Raw genomic sequence first — 19,250 nt, 5'->3', positions numbered from 1 at the left:
TGTTTTTCAAGACGCTGGGTTGTTGAACTAGTAAGATGCGTCGGCGACCATCTTCCTCCCCAAGCGGAAAAGAGGTTCGGTGATCTGTGGCGGGCCAAACGAAGAATCGGCTCTGGCTTATCCATGTACTCGGGTGATACACGTTGAGGGCTGCAGCACTCAGCCCGGACTCCAGAGAGGCACGAGACCATGCAGCCCGACTCACGGAGCATCCGCGGATCCATAGGACTGCATCGTGGATGGCCGTTCCTGATTGCCGTAACCCTCCTGCTATCAGCCTGTGACCCGCCGACTGAACCCGTCGAAGCTGCCCAAGTTGTCGGTGTCTGGGAAGCGGGAGGGCCAGGCGGGAGAACCGGGACTTTAGAATTGAAGAACGACGGTACTTTTGTGGGCGTAGACCTTCCGGATCGCGTCTTCTATCCCTCCACCTTTGACGGCAAGTACGGCGGCCCACCGGATTGGGGTACCTCGGATACCATCGCCGGCACCTGGACGACGGAATGGAACCCAGGGACCCAGTTGGCGTTTGTCATCATCAACATCGAAGGCAGAGGTGATGGAGACGAGATCAACGTCAAGGACGTCGGCAACCGGAAGTATCTGAGCTACTACTACACAGACCCCGACTCGGCAAAGTTCCTCGACCTACGAAGAGTAGCGCGGTAAGTAACACCACCGTCATCTCATCGACGCTCTGTTAACGTTCCTTGAAGCAGGCCGAGGAGGCACCAGATTGCCTCTGAGACTCCCGATCAATAAGCTGACGCGAGTATTGCCTTGATTGCGATGTCCTTGCCCTATTCCTGCCACTGATTCGAGCACAGTCCAGTTCCGAGGGGCGACGTAAGTCACCCTGCGGAGATCAACACAAGGAAGACCCCCATACCCGTTTGCAAAAACGTGGGTGATGATCGCAAGCCAAATGTTGCGGTAACGGGCCCATAAGTACGCGAGGAGCAGGCCGAACGAGCCTTGGACCACGATCGCTGCGGCAACCTCGACCCCCAAACCCAGGCTCGTCCGCGAGCCGACGTGCATCAGTGCGAACAGAAGTGTGGCCAGCACGATGCCGCCCCATCGGCCCAGCGACGCTTCGGCGCGTGTCTGTAGCCAGTACCGGTAGAAGATTTCTTCGCCAACTCCAGCCATAATGCTAACCCGCCGCCGCTGGGTACCAGCCAGCGCCCCTAAGGCGATCAGCGGGCGCGTGCCGAGTCGCCAGGTGGGTGTTTCCTTGGGATCAGAGGGTGCTGTTTATTTGCAGGAGTAGTCGTAATCGAGTCCGGCCGACACATACTGCGTCACTGTCACCGGGCTGCCAGGAGTCAGGCCAGGCAGGGAACAGTTCGACTTCGCTCCCCGCAGGGTCTTGGCACCTGCAAGCCAGCTCGGCAGCGCAGTAAGGGGGCTGCCGGATGGGACGGTACCGGCGATGGTTTTCCATTGAGAGCTAGTCGAGTAGATCCCGACACCGGCAGTGTTGTCCTTGAAGTACTTGACCATCCCTTCAAGGGTCGCCCGGTTCAGGGCTGTGCTGTTGTCTGCGCCGGTTTGCCAGCTATTGCCTGTTTCCACATCCAGCCACCAGAAATAGGTTTCGGGATTTGGCACGTTTCGGATATAGGCGTCGTCATAAGCCTTCGCGTAGCCGTAAATGTATGAGCATTCGAGGTTCACTGGGCCTTCAGGTTCGCCAGACGGCGCCCGGCAGTCCCCGTAGGGGTTTGGGACTTCTACGCCCCCCTCAAGGGGGTAGATGTCGGACGCCGGCCACCAGGAGCCCTCATGCCCCGGGTTGGCGGTGTTTACGTATAAAGCAACTGCGGGCTGGGAGGACCTCCCTGTAGCGCCAGCGGCCCAAATGAGTTGGTCTTCAAGGCAAGGGTTGGTGTTATTGGCCAGCCCGCCGGTTACGCCAACGATCGCGAATGCTTGCGGGGCGGGAAGGTCCTTGTTGCACTGGGGCCACGAAACGTCGTTGCCCAGACGGTCCTTATCTGAGCTTGGCGGAGTTGCTGACACCGGAGCCATTCCTGTGGCAGCCAGTCCAAGGACCACCAGGACCGTACATGCCGTCTTCATTCCGTAACGGACCCGTGCGCTGAAGTTTTTCATCGTTGTTTCCTCTGCGTCCTGCACGGTGGCGTCTGGCTGGTAGCTCAAGGTGGTAAGACTTTACGCTCGGCCGACAAGCGATGAAAGTACGCGGTGCCCCCTATTTCGGCCGCTAATATAAAAGGGGGGATGGTAGGACTAAGCCCTGGTTACACACCAGCAGAAGCTGCCGCGGTTCTGGCTGAACTGGGCGTGTCTGGTCTTGGCCTGCCCTTGTGCGCATGGGGAAGTGCTTCCCCAATGTGAGCGTGCATGACTTCTCCCACGGGACCACGACGACTCATCAATCATTAGAGGATGGCGCGGGCGCCCCTGCTAGCCTTGCGACGCCTTTGGGTTCAGCGGCCGTCACGTATAAGTGCACGTCGACGTGGTCACCCTTGAGCACGAATCGGATGAGACTGCCGGGTGGCAGGCCGGTGAAACATCACCCATACTGTACGCCGGGTCACCGTTGTACATCAGCTCCGCGATGGTCTTGAGGCCTTCAGGAGAACACGCTTCGTCGCCGATACCGTCCCTGAACCCCTGGCCGGGGTGGGCAACCAGCACACAGACGTGCCGTGACGAGACTTGCCGCCCCATACGCCGAGGCCCCGGAAGTCCTCGTTGCGCGCCAGCTCACCGGTATTAAGACCTGGCCAGTTGAGAGTACCGTGCGGGTCTTGCGGCCTTATCGGCGTCAGCCCGACCGACTTTAATGCGAGCACGTAGTGGGGTCTGAGCACGTCGTCCGGTGTGAGCACCGGAGGTCCCTGCGTAGCGGGCCCGGTCGGCAGCATTGTCGCCATCGAGGTGTCAGTCTCGATTTGAGTAGACCAAGGAGCAAGCTGCTGCGATATAAACGCGACGAGGGCCCCAATCAGGGCGAGGGCCGCCGCGCTGCCGCGGACCGTCAACCTGGGGCGTCGGCGCCACCACGGTGAGGTGGGGGCTTCAACAACGGAATCCGGCTCGCGTTGGGCGGCCTCCAATTGGGAGAGCCGGGCCATAGCCGCCGCATCCCCCGCAATGTCGGCACCCGGTTCGTACGCGCGTCGTTGGAGTCGCTCCAACTCGCTCATGTCCTCCTTATCCGCGCGGGCGACACCGGGAAAGATGGCACGGAACGAGGATAACGTCGCCAAAATCGGGGGTTCACTTGGCGATCACCTAGCGCATCAGCCGATCATTTGTTGGACTTGAACACGATCGAGTCGAGGACGCCGCGTGCCTCTGTCGTCAGCTCCGGATTGATGGGTGGCCGGTATTGGGCCATCCAGACCACAGCGCGCTGGCCGTTCAGGTCGACCACCCGGTAGGTTTCGCGTTCGGTCTGCGTCGAGTACCAGCGTGAGCATTGGTACGCAGATTCTGCGTGGATGCAGAACTTGCCCTCGTCGCAGGCTGCGATGTCTACATCACCCTCGACGGAGTGGTCGAACTCGAAGCCGGAGTAATCGCCTACCATGACCTCGACGGGAGGGGTGCTCGCCGTGGACGTCTGCGCCATCATCGCGTCAACGAAGGCCTTGGCCGGCGGGTCGACCTTGACGAGCGCCCCATGCCACGCGCATGGGTCCGTCGACACATAGGGGGCGGGCCACCAAGCCACAAAGACCGCCCCTTCACCCGGGTTATCCGGGTCGTCCTTGGTCAGGCCGTCGCCGTCGCCCGACCAGCCGTCCGGGACGGTGATCTCGAAATTCTCTGCGAAGCTGGTGACGAGGTAGCTGCCGGCGTTTAGGTTGCCGCTCTCCGGCAGCGGCGCGACCGTGGGAGCTTCCGTAGTTGCTGCGGGGGGCGGCGCTTCGGCGGTGGTGCATGCCGAGAGGCCCACGGACCCGAGTAGTCCAACTGACAGGATCGATGCAAAGGCTATAGCGCGGCGTAGCAGCACGGACATGGGGGCCTCCAACGGTTGTGATGCGCACGTTACGCCCGGGCGCTGGCGGCCACAAGGGGTAGATACTAAGGCCCTGAACCCGCACTCAGGAGCAACGGCAACCGGCCAAATTGGCTCGACGGAACCAGCTCCCAACGACGCCGGCTTAGTCACTAGGTGCGCCCGTTCAAACTGCTCCTGTGAAGCACACAGACCACTCGGGTTCCATGGAAAATCGTCAAGAGCCTGCCCCGTAACAACGACCCCAACCAGCGACCCAGCAACAGAGCCCTTCAGTTCTGGGCCGGATTATGGACGGTGTTCTGGGCTCTACTGGCCGGCGTGGGCCTTGCAGTTGGATACGTGTTCCTGAGCAACCTGATCTTCGGGCGACCATACGGCATTATGTCGTTCCTGTTCTTCGTGCTCGGATGCGCCATTGGACTGGGTTTGTACCTGCCCGAGCACTTCAGAACCGCCCGTAAAAAGCGTGAGGATTTTGTGAAGGCCGGCGGCGATCCTACGGGAATCACTCCCTGGATGTTCGGTGCCATGACAGGCCGCATCACCGAGGACGGTGTCTGGGCGTGGTTCACCCCGTCAGGTTCAAGCGGAGAGTCCAGCGCTATCTAGCCCCGTATCCGCTCTGGCGCTTGCCCACTTCGAAATCGCAGATGAATGTGCTGGACTGCCAAGCCAGTCGGCGGATGTTGAAAAAGAACTCCCCGCACAGCAGCACACCATCCGACTTGTGTCACCATGCGTGGAGCTCCTGGTATGCGGCCGCTAACCGCCCTGCTTTAGTCCGTGCAGACTTCCATGTCGCAATCCCCAGTAGAGGGCAACGACGGAAAAAGGGAACGCCACAGCTGCGGCAAGATGGCGGAACTGACTTGTCGGGTCCATCAAGGTGCTGCCGCCCACCAGGATCGCAGGGGCCGCTACCAAGGGCCGGATCCACTTTGGATGGCCAAAGATGGCGGAAATGCCCGCCGCTCCCAGGGACATCACCGAGCCGGCAAGGACGTAGAGCGCACCCACCCTTGGCTTCTCCTGCATGGCGGGTTCAGGGGCGTAAATGAAGAACGTGGTCCGCCACAGACCCATGACAATGAGAACGATCGATGCGGTGATAAGCAAGGCCCAGAGCGCCGTCCCCGGCCAGCGTCACAATCCCCCTCGTCCTAAGCTATTGCGCATCATGGCGTTTTTCTATGGCCAGCATCAGTACACGCACCAAGAAGGACGGTTCCAAGTCCTACATGGTGCGTTGGCGGGATCCGAAAACCCGGTCCAACCAAGGGCTCACAGTTGCCACTCTTGTCGAAGCTGAAACCCTGAAGAGGCTTTTAGATGCCAGCGGCCAGTCCTTCGAGATTGCGCAGCATGCCATCCTCTCCAACGAGAAGCGCACACCGACCGTTGCGGAGGTTATCCAGGAGCACATCGACCTGCTGATCCGGCTCGTGTACACACTTTTGGTGGTTTTGTACACACTCGACCGCCCAACAGGCCCTTTACCTGTGGAAACACTGTGCCCGAAGTGGGACTCGAACTGTCTTCCAGCCCTTGAAAACACCGGGAACCCGCAGAAAAATGCGGATTCCGAATCAGTACGAGTGCAGTACTACCCGATCCGAAGCTAAGACTGTGGACAATGTCCACACCCCGATTTCCGCCCGTCGAAGCCTTCAACCTACACCGCACCCCACCTGCATGAAAGCCGTGCGGTTCGCCGTTGTGCTGACAATCAATCCGAGGCCTTACCCGGGCCGGCGCCATCGGCCGGGGGGGCACGCCCGCAGGCACTAGCCCCCGCCTACAAAAAACCCGGCCGTCGTCCAATATCTCCACGGCGACTCCCCCGTCGGCAATCTCCTGAACGGTAACGCGAGGAGGCTTGCAGTAGTGCCGGCCTCGTATCAGCTGCTGCGCCGGGAGAAGGAGTTCGCCCCGACGGAAGAAGAGGCTGCGTTGCTGGGATGAGCATGGCTGCTCTTGGTTAAAAGAATCCGGCATTTGCTAGGTCGCTGTCGGTGCATCGGCTTAGGCTAAGCCGAAAAGGAGGTGACCCCATGCTGGCTCAGGACCCCAGGACAGGAACCGCTGGTCCTCATGAGGACTTGTGGAGGGCGATCGGCCTTCCCGGTGTCATGCGCGTCGCCAGCTACCTCACCGAAAACCTGGCTCCAGTCTACCGACTTATCGTCGACGTAATGCTCGAACACCAGCCGCAGTACCTCAGCGGCATCCCGCATGACCAGCTCGAAATCTTTATCCGCGAACGCCTCGTCCAGCATCTCATTGGCGATGACCAGACTCTCGCCGCTGTGCTCAGCCCGAACGCCCTCAACCTGGACAACCGTCTGGCGCAGCTCGCCGGCTGGGGTGTCATCCACACTTGGGAGGACAAGGTTCGGTCCGACGAGGACTTCACCCGGCACCGTGGCCGCTACCAGCTCTCCGAAGAAGCCGCCCATCTCCACCGAGCGGTCCGTTCTCTCGGCACCGAGAGCAGTTCCGCGATCGCGGCGACGCTGGCGCCACCGGTCATCGCGGCTCAGCTCGCCCAGATGCGGGCGACCATCGAGACGGACCCCGCCGCCGCAGCGGCTGCGTGGGGCGTGATCACCCCGACGATGCAGAATATGTCAGACGCCGCTACTGGCTGGCAGGCGCGCCTCGCGGCCGCTCTGTCTGGAAGCCCGGACGCGGACAAGATTGCTGCGCTAAATGACACTCTGTCCAGCTATGTGTCCATGTGGGGCGCCGGCATCGACATTTACTCCGCCGACATCAGCCGAGACGCCCGCGCGATTCTTTCGGTCCCCGACGTCGCGCTCCGGCACGTTGCGCTCCACATGGCAGGATCGGACGCCGCCGAGGAAGTGCTCATACAGTTCGCTACCGAGATCGTCGGCGTCGTGGGCCGCGTTCTGTCCTGGTTCGACGGCCCGACCAGCCAGGCGGGGTCGCTACGCCGACAGATGCGCGACACGATCGTGCCGATGGTGCGCGGCAAACGCGCCCTCGCTGCGGTCGGCGGGCACGTCTCGCGGCGCAGCGAGCTGCTCAACCTCGCCGAACGCCTCGACCGCTCCAGCGATGATGACGAGGCGTGGCACGTGTGGACCACCTACACTGGCCTGTTCTCCGCGCGCCACCTAGGCCCGTCCGCACCTCATCCGGGTCATGGCTCGGATGCGCTCTCCTTCTGGGAGGCCGACCCTGCGCCGGTCGAGGCCCGGCTACGTCGCCTGGGACCCCGGTCCGGCCGCAGCGGCCCGTCGCGGATGTATGACCGGACCGCTGGCAAGCAGGCCGCCCGGCAGGCGGCGATCAAGGCCGCCCGTGAAGAAACCCGTACTTGGGAGCGGCTGCTCGCTCTGTCCGGGAACCGGTTGTCGCAGTGGAACGACCTCAGCGGCAAGGTGGCCGAGCACCTGACTGAGTTCGTGATGGTTCTCGATTCCACGATCGCCGACATGCGCCGCAACGACGCTCATGAGCCTGCACCCGGGACGGTGGTCCTCGCCCGTACCGGTGACGGGCTGTGGGACCTTTCGGCGACAGTCCCGCCGGTCGGTACGCCCGATGCGGTCATCTGGCTGCCCGAGGGTCGGCTGGTCTACCGGGATTTGACAGTCAGCATTACCCGGGCGGTCGACGCACCCTCCCTCACCGGCGGCATCATCCCTGCCAGTAGCGGTAGCGGCGACACCGCCGGAGGCTCACATGGCGGCGAGCTCGTGGTGAGCGTGAACGGGACGAGGCGATGAACAGCGCGACTTATCGGGCACCTTCTGTCCCGGAATATGCTCCCGCCAGGCAGGCGGCTCCGTCGAGCGAGGAGGTTCAGGCACGGCAGACGTTCCTGCGGTTGCTGTGCCGGCCGCTGGTTACCGCCCACATCGACACACAGCTGTACCGCGACGTCCTACGCTACGCGAAGGAGATCGACGGCTACTGCAAGCGACTGGACTACCGGCGCACTCACTTGGGCGGCGCGATCCGGCTCGTCCGCAACCCGGTTCTCGGGGCGGTGACCGCCCCGCCTCGGCCACTGGATCTGCCCCCGAAGAGAGTGCTCACCCTCACCGCCCTGCTCGCGGCTGCGTGTGAGGAGGTCGAAGGAGGCGTCACGCTCGTGAAGCTCTCCGGGCTCGTCGCCGAGATCTCTTCCAGCGGCGAGCGCCGGATGACCCCGTACGACCCTGACCTGCTCGCCGAACGGCGCGCGCTGGTGAAGGCGGCCGCGCTCCTGGAGTTCTGGGGTGTACTGCGCAAGCGGACCACGTTGGTGACCGACGTGCAGGAGTGGGCCGAGGCCCGCACCGGCATCGGTGCCGGCTACGACGTGGACCGCGAGGCGCTCCTGCTCTTCGTCAGCCCGGACACGATCGCGCTCGCCGCGCATCAGCAAGCCCAGCTCGCTCAGCTACGCGGACCCCACCTAGTCGACGGGGCTGGGCCCGCCGCATCATCCCCGACGCCTGGTCCGTCGGCCGATGACGATTCGCCAGACGCGATCTGGGAATCGCAGCGGCAGGCGAGTCGCGTTGTCCGCCACCTTCGCACCCTGGTCGAGACCCCGGCCCTCCTGTACGCCGACCTTCCCGGTGACGAGGCCGAGCTCGCCCGAGGGCAGCGTGGCCTGCGCGCCGCCGACTTGATCGGTCTTATCGGCGGATCTGTCGAAGCGCGCGCCGAGGGTCTGGTGTGGATCAGCCGCGAGGACGAATGCCCCGCGACTGCCCTGTGGCCAACGGCGAAGACCGAGTCTTGGGCGGCCCTGATGGTCGCCGACAAGGCCGGCCGCGACGGGCGCCGCGACGACAAGGGGTTCGTTCACCTCGCCAGCGGCGAGGTCGGTGAAGTCCTGGAAGACCTCACCGAGTGGAAGGGGCACCTGTTCCGAGTCGACCTGCGCAACGACCCCGCCGAGCTCCGCTCTGCAGTAGAGGAAACCCTGCGGTGGCTCGGCCTGCTCCGCACAGAGGCCGACGGATCCTGGCACCTGACCCCTGTCACCGGCCGCTACCGCGACCCCGAACTTATCGAACCCGCGCCCGAACCTGACCAGGTTGCCCTGTTCGCCGGCCCCATCACCGACTACGCGGGCGACAAGGCCGGTTTGTCCGATCGAGCCACCCCTACCGTTTCCGAACCCTTCGGAGGGCACACATGACTAACGACAGCGCCAACAACACTTTCGACGGGCTGTCCTCGGGCTCGAGGAGCGGGTGATGGTTATGCCGCCAGATGGCACCCCTGTAATGCTTGATCTGGCCCTTGGCGACGATTCCCTGCGCGCGTGGCGGCACGCGGCCATTACCGGGGGCCTTCCTGAGCCAGGCCGAGAACGGTGGCAGCAGCTACGCGCCGGCGTGGTCAACTTGTGGGAGTTCGATGCAGCCGAATACTGGGCCGCAGACGGACGCGCCCAGTTTGTCGGTGGGAACGAGCAGGGCAAGTCGACGATGATGACAATGACGACCCTGACCATGCTTACCGGCGACCTCTCCCCGAGGTATGTCGACACGTTCGGGGAGTCGCACCGCACTTTCCGTTACTATCTTGAGCCGACCGACGACCCGAAAGACCGACGGCCGACCCGGGACCAACTGAATCGCGGCTGGACCTGGATCGAGTACGGCCGCCGAGGCGAGAACGGCCCCGAGTACTTCACCACGCTGCTATTCGTGCAGGCACGGCGTACGTCCCCAAATGTCACGAAGCACTGGATCACACATCGCGGACCTGAACGGGTCCGGGCCGGCCTGACGTTGGTGCGAGAGCAGGCAACAGTCCCGGCCCCTGACCTGCCTGCACTTCCGGGATTGACCCGACACCTGAACGGCCAGGAGTACATCAAGACGGTCGCCTCCGTCCTGTTTGGATTCCCCGACCCGCATCGCCTTCGAACGGTTGTGGAGCTGCTGAAGACGCTGCGTACTCCAAAGCTCGGGAACCGGCTGAACCCTTCTTGGGTCGTCGACCGAATCAGGGAGGCGCTTCCTCCGCTAGAGACCTCCGAGATCAACGAACTCGCCGACGGGTGGGACCAGCTCGGCCAGCTCGCCAAAGACCGTGACGACGCCCGCGAGGCACAGGAGGCGGTCACCGCCTACCTGCGTTCGACGTGGAACCCTTGGGCCGACGCAGTCCTGCGTCGTGCCGCCGACGACCTGGTCTCCGCGGTCACCGTCCTCGATGATGTCACGCGCGAACGCGGCCGCGCGGAGCAGATGGAAAAGAAAGCCCGAGAGGAGTGTGAGGCCGCCGAAGCCGCCGAACAACAGAACGACGCCGACCGCACGGCCACGACCAGCCGCCGCGACACTCTCCTCGCATCCCGGGCTTACCGCGCCGCCGCTGAAGCCGGCCGACAGGTCACCGACCTGGCCGAGCAGGCGAGGCGTGCCCGAGAGGACGAGCAAAACTGCGCCAATGCCGGCACCGCCGCCCGAGCAACGGCCCGACAGGCCGATGACGACCTCGAAGGGGCACAGGGCGACCTCAAGCGCACCGAGCAGGCCCTCGCCGCGCAGGTCGAACTGGCCGGGACCGCGGGCAGCGAGGCCGGCCTCCCGGACGCGGCCGCCTGGGCGGCGGCTCACGACAGCCAGCGGCTGCTGACCGCCATCGGACATCGGTCCGAACACGTCCGGCACGCCCGCAGCCTCTCTGGCAGGGCGAAGGAGGCGACCGACCGGCATGAGCGCGCGCTCGAGCTGCTCGCAGATGCCGAGAAGCGTGAGCGCCATCGCCGGATTGCGCATGAGTCTGCCGAGGGCAGCTACGAGTTCGCCGCCCAAGCGCTCTCCGACGAGCTCGAAGCTTGGGCCGCAACCGTGGGCCAGCACGAGCAGCCGACCGCACCGGCGGTACTGGTCCGTGAACGGTGGCTGACCGTGGTGCTCTCGGCGTGCCAGCAGCCCATGCCAGCGCAGACACTCGCGCGCCTGATCCGCGACGAGTGGCTGACCCCAGCGGTCGAGCCGGTTGCGGCCGCCGTCGTCACCTCCCGCAACGCCGCCGCCGCAGCCTCCGACCGCGCAGACGCACTGGACGGTGAGGCGGCGCGGGTCGAGGCCGAACCGGTCCCGGTTCCGGCTAACCCACACCTTTGGCTGCGACGCACCCGTCCCAGCTCGGGACCGGCCGGCGCACCGCTGTGGGAGCTGCTCGACCCGCTCCCCCACCTAGGCGACGCACAGCTCGCAGGCCTGGAGGCAGCACTCGCCGGCGCTGGCCTCCTCGACGTCTGGGTGACTCCCGACGGAGTGTGGGTCGCTGACCGCGACGGGCACGACCAAGTCCTCACCCTCGCCACCCTGTCCGATCACACCGACGGGAACCGGCTTCGGGCGGTCCTCGCAGTCGCCGACAAGGTCCACGAGGGGCAGCCGCTCGCCGCGCTCGCCGAGACCGCAGGACGGGTGCTCGACGGGGTCATCTGGCACGACGGCACCATTGCGGCCGTCGACTCAAGCGACGGAGCTCGTGGCGGAGCAAGTGGCGGAGCACGGGGGGCGGGCATCCACGTGGCCAGCGATGGCTCCTGGATGACGCCAACCACGACCGGACGCGCAGTCCCGTCCGCAGACGGAGCCAGCCTGCTCGGTGCGTCCGCCCGGGAAGCAGCTCTCGCTCGCCGGGTCGCCGCGCTACGCGAACAGGCACGCCACGAGCGCGAGACCGCCGCCGAGCACACCCGGAACTTCGAACGGCACCGGGCATTGGCTGAGCGGATGCACTCGCTCGCGCAGGCGGCACCCGACGACATCGCGCTCGTCGACGCCGCAAGGGCGCTTGCTTCCGCAGGCATCGAGCTCGATGCGGCGCAGCGCGACCGGCACGGCCGGAGCCAGACGGCCGAGACCACCGAGGCCGCGAAGGACCAGGCGCAGGCCAACCTGGTCGGGTACGCCGCCGACCACAACCTGGTCGTGACCCGGCTTTCGGAGACCGAGGCCGCACTCCACGAAGCGCGCCTCGAGGCTGACCGGCTCGGTGCCCGCGTCTTGGAGCTGGCGCGCGAGCAGCGCAACGTCGACGGAAAGCAGGCGCTCGCCTACCGGCTCGGTGCCGCCGCCGACGAAGCCGAACGCCTCGCGCTTGACGCCACGTCACGACGGGAGAACCTGGAGGTCGCATTACAGGCGGCTGAGGACGCGCTGGGGTCGACAGACCAAGAACTGCTTGCCAAAGCCGAACGGCTCGGTGCCCGAATCAAGGGGCTCGAGGAAGAACAGAAGGAGCTCAATGTCCGGATTCGGAACCTAAGTGGAGAGGTCGTCAAGGCCGTTGGCGCCCTCGAAGCCGTCGAGGGCAAGCGACGCGAGGCGGAGGACTCCCGCGCCGAGAAGCTCGCCGCTTGGTGGGTGCCGATTAACGCCGGTTTCGCCACCGCCCGAGGCATCGACGCAGGCGACGCGGCCCGGACGCTGACATCGGCAGTGAGCCAAGCCCGCGCTCTGCGCGCTGACCGACGTCCGCCGCGCGGCTGGCCCGACGCGACCGCCGGTCCCGCCGGCATCACGGAACGCGACCAGATCCTCAACCGACTCCGCGACCGGCTTTCCGGACAGGACCTCGTGGCCCTGAACAACACCCTGAACCGGACAGGTGGCCGCACAGCTGTCATTGAGCATGACGAGGACACCGGGCTGCCGAAGGTCCGGGTCATGGTCGACTCCTCCGGCACGTCGCTTGAGCCGGCCGTCGCTGTCCGGGCGCTGGAAGCAAAGGCCGCGGAACTCGGCGAGCTCCACGACGCGCAGATGCACGAGGTGATGCAGGAGCTGCTGTCCTCAACGTTTGTCGACCACCTCCGCGTGAAGGTGAAGGAGACCGAAAAGCTGATCAACGACGTCAACGTCGTACTCTCCAAGCACCCGACCGGCACGACCCGCACCGTCGTCCGACTGCAGCGCAAGGCGGTCCCAGAGCACGTCGGCGGTTACCACGTCCTCCAGCGCCTTATAACCGATGGCATCGACTCCCCCGCGGTTCAAGAGCAGGTTCAGGCCTTCCTCACCGGGCAGATCCGCGCCGCACAGGACGAAGGGCACGCGACCGGGCAGGACTGGAAGGATCTGCTGGTCGACAAGCTTGACTACCGCAACTGGTTCGCTGTTGTAACAGAGTGGCGGGTTTTGGCGAGTGCAAAGGAGGGGGCGTCACAGAAGTGGACTGAGCTCACCACCGCCCGGCACGGGCAGGATTCCGGCGGCGGCAAGGTGATGACAATGGTGCAGCCGCTGCTGGCCACGCTCGCGACCCTGTACCAGACCTCGCAGACTTCTCCACGGCCGCTCTGGCTTGACGAGGCGTTCGACGGTCTCGACCCAGGCAACGTCTCCAGCCTGCTTGGCATGCTGGTCGAGTTCGACTTCGACTTCATCCTCGCCGGACCGAAGACCCTGGTCGCGTCCCGGCAAGTGCCCTGCGCTGCCGTCTGGATGGTCAACCGGGCACCGGCGCCCCTTCCCGGTGTAGACCTGGGCCTGTGGCTGTTCGCCGGTGGGACCCAGGAGCGCATCCCAATGCCCGCGCACACTTGGCCAACCACCGACAGTCCAGCTGGCGGGACCAGCGGGCGCGAGTCCCACGGCGACGAGGATCTCCGGGAAGATATAGTCGACCCGCGTCGGGGTATTGGGCTATGGGAGTGAGCGCCGGAACGGTGCCGGATGCTTTGCTGCGTTGGGCTCGACGTCCTGGGTCAGCGGCGCTCTTAGCCGAGGTGCGCCAGAAGGTGGAGGGCGGCAAAACGGGAGACCGGACACAAGTCACGATCGGTGAGGAGCACCGTGACGATATAGGCCGGATTCTCGGTGTCGCATGGGAGCTCTCAGGCAAGCCGGTCACGCTACGAGTCCTTCGGGACGGGCTCGCCAAGGCGGGCGCCGACCTGGACACGTTGCTGACCGCGGTCGGTGGACCCCTGCGGGATAAGCCGGCCGAGCGCCGGCGGACCGCCGAGGTTAAGCAGCAGCTGCGTTCCGAGTTCACCGATCTGCTCTCCGACGTCGGCGTCCCTCGGCCGGTTGCGGAACTGGCCATTGCTCGCCGTTGGCTCGGTGCGGAGCCGCACGCGGTCGCCAGCGTCGTCGTCGCGGCCTGGTCCTCACTGCCGACCCAGCCAGGGAGCACGGGAGGCCAGCTGGGTAATGTCGGACTGGCGGAGTTCGCTGGACAGGAGCTGCTCAACCCACATGCGCTCGACCGGGACCAACCCGCAGGCCGCGCGGTCGCCCGTCTACTCGCAGCAACGTTCGCGTACCTCGATCACGGACCGGCGCGCGGCGATGTCGCCCGAGCAGTGGCAATCGAGGCGGTTGATAACCCGATGGCGGCTGCCGTCGATTCAGCCGCAGCGGTTCTCCGGGCTCAGTCGTGGCGTGCGACGTGGGCGCGCGCCGGTATCTCGTGTGACCAGGTGTCATCTACGGTCTTGGTGCTCAACGTGCCGCTCGAGAGCGCGAATCCTGCACTCAAGAAGGTCACGGCAGTGATGGGCGAGCCGGTTTGGCTGACCGCAAGAATGACCCTCGCGGGATGCCGTACCCCGGAAAACTGGACCGTGACCAGTGCCGAGCGCGCAGGCCGCCAGCCCAACGGTCTGGGGTCTGGCCAAGTGGTCGTGCGGGTCTGCGAGAACCCGTCGGTGATCGAGGCGGCAGCCACTCGGCTCGGAGTCTCCTGCCCGCCCCTCGTGTGCCTGTACGGACGCCCATCATCTGCTGCGTGGTCGGTGTTGTCCGCCATCGCGGCCGGGGGCGCCCGGATCCTTCTCAGTACCGACAGGGACGTTGCCGGCGAGCAAATCGCTGCGGAGGTGTCAGCAATAATTGGGCGGCGGTTTGGACCAGCACTCGTATCTCCTTGGCTCCCCTCCGAGAACGGAGTTTTCGAGGAGGAGCGATTGACGGCGCTGCTAGCTGACCTGACGAACGATGCGTCTGCTGGCTGGTAGAAATTGGCTGGATGGCGCCTCCTCAATCGAGTAGACGAGGCGATTCCTGTCAATTTTCAGGACGACCAGCGGGTTCAGGTTCAACGAACCTCAGCAGAGTGTTATGTCGCGAATGCACGGCGCTGTCCCGGAGAAATGGTTAATGGTTCTCGTGGATCGCGCGGCCGTCGTCGACCCGGTCTGCGTGCAGATCCGGTCGGATTCCTTGCCCACCGGCGATTTTCACCGAACATCCACCAAAAAATCCCCACATTGGTCGATAGGAGGCCCCTGTCGACGACGCCCACTGTGACCGGCCGCCCCCTGCGCCCCCTCAATCGGTTCTCGCAAGGGGATCGCATACGCTCGTCACGTGTATCGTCACGTAACTCACACACTGGCACCTATCTACGTTGATCACCGCATCGCACGCAATGTGCAACATTGACACCAGCCCTGTAGGTTGTCACCATGACCACCGACCCGGACAACCGTGACGCCGAGATCTTCACCGGAATCAAAGACCTGCCGGCGATCACGCCAGCCGGAACACGTACCGAGCTCCTTCATGCCGCACGGCGCGGTTTCGTGCGTATTCGCAAGGACTTCGTCCAACAGGAATCAGTGCCCCGTGGAGACACGGTACTGGCAAAGCTCGTAAACGGACACAAGGAACGCGCACTCGACGCCCTGCTGTCCATTCATGCACTTCAGCCAATCTTGGCCGACCCCCTGCCCTTGGCCGTCTGGGCCCGCCTCCTGAACTGCACTCCACGCTCTGCCGGGGCAGCGTTGAAGGTCCTGGAATCCATGGACCTCCTGGAACTCTCAGGCACCCGAGTCACACCGGAAATTTTCCTCAAACGCGAGAATGGTGACGGTAAGCCGTGGTCAGATGTCGCTGAAACCGACAGGGAAGGGCGGGGCTTCTTTACTATCCCTTTCGATTTCTGGACCACCGGCGCCATCGACTCACTGGGAATGCCGGGCAAGGCCATGTTCCTCATCCTGCTGAAGGAAACCCAGGACCCCAACGCCAAGCGGCGGACCTTCATCATGGCCAACGAACGCGCCCAGGAGTGGTACGGCATCAGTGAACGCACAGCAGAACGCGGGTACCAGCAGCTCAGGAAAGCACACCTCCTTCTGGAGAAGCCGCAGCTGGTGCCATCGGCCCGCCACCCGCTCGGACGCAGCGAACAGTGGCACCGGGCACTCAGCTACCCCTACAGCAGTGACCACCGCGAGGCACTGCGGCTCCTCGCACAAAATGCCGCCCAGGGCATCAACGCCACCTCAACCACCAAGGACCCGCAGTGACCGACGGTGAACACCCGCAGCCCTGGATCGTAGAGTCGTGGGTGGACAATTATGGCCGCAGCCCATTTGAAAAGTGGTACCTGAAACTGCACGAGTATGACCAGGCCATTGTGGACGCGACCATCGAGCATGTGCTGGAACCCCTAGGCATGGACATCTGTGAAACCGAGTGGGGGAAAGCCCTCGGTGAAGGACTCTACGAACTCCGCATACGAGCCTCCCTGAACGCAATCCTCAACCGGGGTGCAAGCGAAGATGACCATATTTCCGTGCCCGGAGGTGACAAAACAATCCTCCTCAGGATCTTCTGCACCTTCCACGGGCAACGGATCGTCCTGCTGTTCCAGGGCTACGATAAGGGCAAGGATCCCTCGGACAAACGGCAACAGAGCGAGATAAAGAAGGCACGAAAGCACCTGAAGGCCTGGAAGAAGGAGAAGTGAGCCTCCTTTGACACCAGTATGTGGTAACGCACATACTGGTATCTGAAGTCAATGCAAGGAGACACCATGCCGAGCCGCAGTTACAGTGATGTCGCAAAGAAGGCCCGCGTGAAATGGAGCCCCGAGGCTCATGAAATTGCCGCCGTGCTCGGGGAACAGCTGGATGCAGAAGTCAGCGACCAAATCGCCCTTGGCCATGACCTCACAGCTGCTCGAAGTTCCGCGCACCTCACACAGCCGCAACTTGCCGTCCTTTCAGGCATACAGCAGGCCGACATAAGCCGAATAGAGCGCGGCTTGGGCAATCCCACCCGTGATACGCTCCTGAAGCTGGCCGGGGCTTTGAACGCCCGCCTGACGTTTGTCCCAAAGCACCAGGACGAGGCCCCGCAAAGCTAAAGCCGATCCGCCTCGCAGGAATACCGCGTAGCGCCTTGGCCGGGCGCGGCTAGCCCCCAGCATGCCGTCGGCGAACAGCCGCTTCGAGCAGCGACCGTCCGGGGTCGTGGCTGCCGATGATGTGGATGCCGTCGAACCGGTGCTTCAGCGCGGGATTCACGTCGCATGCTCCCCCAGCCATGAATGTTAGTCAAGCTGAACACCAGATGGTGCGTGGAGCGTTGATCGTAGTCTTGACGTACGTTTCAACCGAGGCGAGCAGGTCAGCTTGCTGTTGGCTCAGCAGCGAGGCGCTCAGCCCAGTTGGACGATAACGATTTCCATCCTACGGCGGAGGACTTGGGCCTGAGCCTGAAGCAGAAGCAGTCCGGCGGCATATCCGACTTCGAATGGGCTTGTGCCCGTCCGCTGGTGCATTAGTTGGGCGCGCCGGGCGAGTTGCTTGAAGAACGGTCCGAGGTCGCTGCGCCGCCAGGCTACAGACTTCTCGGCCTGCCCGCAGACCTCGTAGAGGTCGGCTACACGTGCACCAGGCGTAGGACCGCCTGAATATTTACAGTGCACCAGACGCACGAGGAGCCCCTCGTCGTCCAGCCTCATAGCGACGACGTTCAGCAATCTCGCCCGGGCCATCGTCGTCGATGACGACATCCCAGCTTTCGGTTCCCTCGAGCAAGTTCCGAATTACGCGGTGTTGTATCGAGTTGTCGAGCTTTTTCTCAGTTTGCGATTCCACTTTGATGTCTGATCCTGCCCAGTCGACAACGACGAGGTTTCTGCGGTCGTAGGGGGCGCGGTCCCACTTCGGCCGGTAGAGAAGCCCGCCTTCAATCATGCGGTCATCTTCATCCGCGGTAGAGCCATAAAATGTTGCAACGACTGCTGGAATCCGCCGCCCGCGAAATGGCTCACTTTTCGACCATCGCTAACACCTCGATCAACGACAGCCCCGGCAACGCCATAAAGCAGATGTAAGTGTTGACACTGTCAACACCCTCTTTGGCACCCCAAACGCCCCGGCAGCGCTCCTGATCATCTGCGAAGAGCCGCGCCCCAAGCTCCGAAAGGAAAAGTGTGCGAGGTCATGCAGTGCCCACAACCCTGAACCATGAACAGGTGTTCGACAACCACGCCAACCAGATGCACTGGAACGAGGTACGGCACAAACCCCACCACAGCAGGCGGAGGACCACTAGCCAAGGTCCTGATCCCGTCTCCCCACACACCTGAATAGGCTCCGCGGCAGCCAGGCCACAGCCCGCGCACCTAGCGTCAGAGGGACGCCACCACAAGCCATGTCAACACGTTAAAGCAAAAACCCCTCTGACGAGGGGATATGCTGTGCCCGAGGTGGGACTCGAACTGCATTCAAGGCCTTACAAACACTGGGAACCCGCGGAAACATGCGGAATACCACGCAATCCGAGGCCTGTACCCTCCAATCCGAAGCCAAAAGTGTGGACAATGTACACACCCGATTTCGCCCCCGCCAAAGCGTTCAAGCCAGCGACCGCATCCCGCAATGGAGGGATGCGGTTCTTCATTGTCCTGACAGATTCGGATCGGCCCTTCAACAGACTTTTGCGATCGTAAAATCCGGCACCATTCCACTTTGTGGCCGCTCCGCATGCCGGGCCACCATGGCTGCAAGTGTTCTCAACCGGCCCGATGCTAATAAGTCATGCCGCGGAATCGTTTGGCGTCGATGGACTGGCATTAGGTCTATCGCTGCTTGTCATTCTGATACGTACCATGATCGCTGGGCGGGTCCTCTGCGCAACCAGGGCGCTATCGCGCCGACCCCGAACCGAAAACTTCTCCACACACATCGTGGAAGCAGTCCCCCGGATGAAGTTTTCGCCCCGTCGCCGGTTCCCCAAGTTGCACTCCGGCCCCTCAGCCCAGCGAGTGGTCCCCTACCAGAACGACGCCCACAACCAACAACCGCAGAAACCCACAGCAACACAAGGGTGAAGGGAAAACCGGGATCATGGAAAAGCTCACGATCACAACACCATCAGATCTACTCAGCTTCATCGGGCACAGGGACTGCCCCGGCTTTTGTTGACTCGGGGTCTTAGGCCGCTTTGAGCGCGGCCCGGTTGATTGTTTCATATTCGATGGGTGTGAGTTTTCCCAGCCG

Annotated in this window: 16 protein-coding genes; 10 read left to right on the top strand and 6 right to left on the bottom strand. The window is 63.7% G+C overall.

Translation table 11 applies throughout. From position 1 onward, the window contains the following. Positions 1-369: 369 nt before the first annotated feature. On the top strand, positions 370-669 hold the full coding sequence (locus CXX84_RS17505) for a hypothetical protein (RefSeq protein WP_102978006.1): 300 nt from the start codon (positions 370-372) through the stop codon (positions 667-669). Positions 670-681: 12 nt separating this feature from the next. Here CXX84_RS17505 and CXX84_RS19570 read toward each other — a convergent pair whose 3' ends face one another. From CXX84_RS19570 to CXX84_RS17490, 3 genes are all read right to left on the bottom strand, one after another. After that, positions 682-1,152, bottom strand: a complete 471-nt coding sequence (locus CXX84_RS19570) for a CPBP family intramembrane glutamic endopeptidase (RefSeq protein WP_102978005.1) — start codon at positions 1,150-1,152, stop codon at positions 682-684. Positions 1,153-1,257: 105 nt separating this feature from the next. Continuing rightward, a complete protein-coding gene (locus CXX84_RS17495) occupies positions 1,258-2,166 on the bottom strand; it encodes a hypothetical protein (protein WP_317614961.1) in 909 nt (302 codons plus the stop codon). 1,120 nt (positions 2,167-3,286) lie between these two features. Beyond that, on the bottom strand, positions 3,287-3,937 hold the full coding sequence (locus CXX84_RS17490; protein ID WP_223253149.1) for a hypothetical protein: 651 nt from the start codon (positions 3,935-3,937) through the stop codon (positions 3,287-3,289). Positions 3,938-4,324: 387 nt separating this feature from the next. Between CXX84_RS17490 and CXX84_RS17485 the strand changes: the two genes are divergently transcribed. Then, positions 4,325-4,615 carry a hypothetical protein gene (locus CXX84_RS17485; RefSeq protein WP_146031892.1) on the top strand — a complete coding sequence of 97 codons (291 nt, stop codon included), beginning with the start codon at positions 4,325-4,327 and terminating at the stop codon, positions 4,613-4,615. A 153-nt stretch (positions 4,616-4,768) separates the two neighbouring features. Here the strand turns inward: CXX84_RS17485 and CXX84_RS17480 are convergent, their stop codons facing one another. Continuing rightward, entirely contained in the window at positions 4,769-5,122 is a 354-nt protein-coding gene (locus CXX84_RS17480) for a hypothetical protein (protein WP_102978002.1), read from the bottom strand. A 74-nt stretch (positions 5,123-5,196) separates the two neighbouring features. Between CXX84_RS17480 and CXX84_RS19190 the strand changes: the two genes are divergently transcribed. The 8 genes from CXX84_RS19190 (at position 5,197) to CXX84_RS17440 (ending at position 17,107) form a co-directional block, all read left to right on the top strand. Next, a complete protein-coding gene (locus CXX84_RS19190) occupies positions 5,197-5,628 on the top strand; it encodes a hypothetical protein (RefSeq protein WP_189337645.1) in 432 nt (143 codons plus the stop codon). Between the two features lie 429 nt (positions 5,629-6,057). Further along, positions 6,058-7,761: a DUF2397 domain-containing protein gene (locus CXX84_RS17470; protein WP_223253148.1), complete on the top strand. Its 1,704-nt coding sequence runs from the start codon at positions 6,058-6,060 to the stop codon at positions 7,759-7,761. After that, positions 7,758-9,170, top strand: a complete 1,413-nt coding sequence (locus CXX84_RS17465) for a DUF2398 family protein (RefSeq protein ID WP_102978001.1) — start codon at positions 7,758-7,760, stop codon at positions 9,168-9,170. Before CXX84_RS17470 ends, CXX84_RS17465 begins: the two co-directional genes overlap by 4 nt. A gap of 88 nt (positions 9,171-9,258) precedes the next feature. Next, entirely contained in the window at positions 9,259-13,662 is a 4,404-nt protein-coding gene (locus tag CXX84_RS17460) for an SbcC/MukB-like Walker B domain-containing protein (RefSeq protein ID WP_189337644.1), read from the top strand. Continuing rightward, a complete protein-coding gene (locus CXX84_RS17455) occupies positions 13,659-14,966 on the top strand; it encodes a TIGR02679 domain-containing protein (RefSeq protein WP_189337643.1) in 1,308 nt (435 codons plus the stop codon). The genes CXX84_RS17460 and CXX84_RS17455 overlap by 4 nt, the downstream gene beginning before the upstream one ends. A 450-nt stretch (positions 14,967-15,416) precedes the next feature. Next, positions 15,417-16,265 carry a hypothetical protein gene (locus tag CXX84_RS17450; protein ID WP_102977998.1) on the top strand — a complete coding sequence of 283 codons (849 nt, stop codon included), beginning with the start codon at positions 15,417-15,419 and terminating at the stop codon, positions 16,263-16,265. Further along, positions 16,262-16,708: a hypothetical protein gene (locus CXX84_RS19185; protein WP_189337642.1), complete on the top strand. Its 447-nt coding sequence runs from the start codon at positions 16,262-16,264 to the stop codon at positions 16,706-16,708. The genes CXX84_RS17450 and CXX84_RS19185 overlap by 4 nt, the downstream gene beginning before the upstream one ends. A gap of 66 nt (positions 16,709-16,774) precedes the next feature. Then, the gene (locus CXX84_RS17440) at positions 16,775-17,107 is read left to right on the top strand and encodes a helix-turn-helix domain-containing protein (protein WP_189337641.1); all 333 of its coding nucleotides are present in this window, start codon (positions 16,775-16,777) and stop codon (positions 17,105-17,107) included. Between the two features lie 49 nt (positions 17,108-17,156). Here CXX84_RS17440 and CXX84_RS19440 read toward each other — a convergent pair whose 3' ends face one another. Both CXX84_RS19440 and CXX84_RS19030 read right to left on the bottom strand, forming a co-directional pair. Beyond that, on the bottom strand, positions 17,157-17,288 hold the full coding sequence (locus CXX84_RS19440; RefSeq protein WP_262982129.1) for a hypothetical protein: 132 nt from the start codon (positions 17,286-17,288) through the stop codon (positions 17,157-17,159). A gap of 372 nt (positions 17,289-17,660) precedes the next feature. Further along, a complete protein-coding gene (locus CXX84_RS19030) occupies positions 17,661-17,942 on the bottom strand; it encodes a hypothetical protein (protein WP_146031891.1) in 282 nt (93 codons plus the stop codon). Between the last annotated feature and the right edge of the window lie 1,308 nt (positions 17,943-19,250).

This window comes from Arthrobacter sp. AFG7.2 (genome assembly GCF_002892835.1).
Taxonomy (GTDB): Bacteria; Actinomycetota; Actinomycetes; order Actinomycetales; family Micrococcaceae; genus Arthrobacter.
Note: the sequence above shows the minus strand (reverse complement) of the source record. Positions and strands in the feature narration are given on the sequence as shown.

Coding starts and splice junctions, on each gene's coding strand:
- CXX84_RS19190 (WP_189337645.1), top strand. CDS start 5,197: ATGGCCAGCATCAGTACACGCACCAAGAAGGACGGTTCCAAGTCCTAC.
- CXX84_RS17460 (WP_189337644.1), top strand. CDS start 9,259: ATGCTTGATCTGGCCCTTGGCGACGATTCCCTGCGCGCGTGGCGGCAC.
- CXX84_RS17465 (WP_102978001.1), top strand. CDS start 7,758: ATGAACAGCGCGACTTATCGGGCACCTTCTGTCCCGGAATATGCTCCC.
- CXX84_RS19030 (WP_146031891.1), bottom strand. CDS start 17,942: ATGATTGAAGGCGGGCTTCTCTACCGGCCGAAGTGGGACCGCGCCCCC.
- CXX84_RS17440 (WP_189337641.1), top strand. CDS start 16,775: ATGCCGAGCCGCAGTTACAGTGATGTCGCAAAGAAGGCCCGCGTGAAA.
- CXX84_RS17470 (WP_223253148.1), top strand. CDS start 6,058: ATGCTGGCTCAGGACCCCAGGACAGGAACCGCTGGTCCTCATGAGGAC.
- CXX84_RS17450 (WP_102977998.1), top strand. CDS start 15,417: ATGACCACCGACCCGGACAACCGTGACGCCGAGATCTTCACCGGAATC.
- CXX84_RS19570 (WP_102978005.1), bottom strand. CDS start 1,152: ATGGCTGGAGTTGGCGAAGAAATCTTCTACCGGTACTGGCTACAGACA.
- CXX84_RS19440 (WP_262982129.1), bottom strand. CDS start 17,288: ATGGCTGGGGGAGCATGCGACGTGAATCCCGCGCTGAAGCACCGGTTC.